This is a genomic window from Neopoerus faecalis (genome assembly GCF_029218125.1).
Lineage (GTDB): Bacteria > Bacillota > Clostridia > Oscillospirales > Oscillospiraceae > Oscillibacter > Oscillibacter faecalis_A.
This window is the reverse complement of record NZ_JARFXX010000031.1, coordinates 1-1,202: the sequence shown is the minus strand read 5'-3', so window position 1 is coordinate 1,202 and position 1,202 is coordinate 1. Positions and strand designations below refer to the sequence as shown.

Here is a 1,202-nt window from a genome sequence, read left to right as displayed (position 1 = left end):
ACACCAGGCCAAACCAGAAAAACGCGCCAGAATCGTTTTTAGAGGGCTGCATAACTATGCACGAAAGCGATGCGCGATCGATTTCGACTGTTCCGAAGGGCGAACAGGTCAAAATGACAAGTTTTCTCCCCCTGGGTGGAAAGTTCTGCACGGGGATTTTAGCTCTCATCTCCCGCATGGAATTTTTGTGACATTTCAAAAAAAAGCGCATCAGAATCAGCCTGACACGCTTTGTTTTTGTCAAAGAGGATTTCGGGTTACTGCGTTGCTAATCCGGTCACTTCAGCTGTTGATGACGGGGATACAGTCCCGCCCTGAACATCCCGGATATAGTTTGCCTGACATGCAGCCAGAATAATGACTGCAAGAAGCAATAAAATAATCCCTGTTATTTTTTTCATAACGACTCCTTGTTGTGAAAGAATGCCAGCCATTCATCCATAAACAACCGGCATTCATATTTTAGCCCTGTTTAAATCCTGGCTTACCGTTAGCAGCTCGCCATTCTTTAATTTCTTTAACAATCCCTTCAGGACTATCTTCCCTGTCATCGCGAGGATAATAAATCAGATCTGAACCATCTGGGTGCTCAGTTAATCGCTCAAACTCTCTTACTAATTTATTGTCATCCTCTTCAGTAGCACCTTCAGCTCTACATATTTTTTTTACAAACTCCAGAAATTCAGCCTCGGTATAATCACTAATACTATGTTTCAGTTCCATTTTTACTTACCTCTATGAATATCAATATGTCGCTTAGGTGTGGTCACTCTGATATTATCCATATCATAGACACCACCATCCTGACTGATTGGTTTATCATGATGTAATTCAAAGCGTTCCCTACCACCTACTTGGTCTTTCTTCCTTGCAAAAGGTGCTTTTCCCTTTTGAATGTTCGTCTTATTACTGTCTTTAAATTGCTTACTAAGCTCGGGATCTTTTGACACTTCTTCCCAGAATTTCTTCCGGAAATCGTCAAAACTTTTAAATTCTTTATCACGCAACTTATCAGCAATGCGATCAGGAATTGGCGCTCCTGAATCTTTACCCGCATCATCAAGCCATTTATCACCAACTGGTTTTCCTTTACCCGTCGCCTTCCCTGGCTTATTCCGTTTACTCTCCTTATCTAATTTATCCTTAGAGTCCTTTTCTTTATTTTCCTTCTGCTTACGGCGTTCCAGCGCAGCACCTAACGC

At 41.9% G+C, this 1,202-nt stretch carries 4 protein-coding genes; 1 reads left to right on the top strand and 3 read right to left on the bottom strand.

Going from position 1 to position 1,202, the window contains the following annotated elements; translation table 11 throughout:
* The coding region (locus PY311_RS12575) for a hypothetical protein (protein ID WP_286149036.1) at positions 1 to 191 on the top strand (191 nt) is incomplete at its 5' end.
* 66 nt (positions 192 to 257) lie between these two features.
* Here the strand turns inward: PY311_RS12575 and PY311_RS12570 are convergent.
* The 3 genes from PY311_RS12570 to PY311_RS12560 all read right to left on the bottom strand — a co-directional run.
* Positions 258 to 401: a colicin release lysis protein gene (locus tag PY311_RS12570; RefSeq protein WP_001314446.1), complete on the bottom strand. Its 144-nt coding sequence runs from the start codon at positions 399 to 401 to the stop codon at positions 258 to 260.
* Positions 402 to 462: 61 nt separating this feature from the next.
* Complete coding sequence (locus PY311_RS12565; RefSeq protein WP_000420692.1) at positions 463 to 723, bottom strand: bacteriocin immunity protein; 261 nt, start codon at positions 721 to 723, stop codon at positions 463 to 465.
* Positions 724 to 725: 2 nt separating this feature from the next.
* Positions 726 to 1,202 (bottom strand): HNH endonuclease signature motif containing protein (locus PY311_RS12560; protein ID WP_286149035.1); only part of this gene is annotated, 477 nt, incomplete at its 5' end.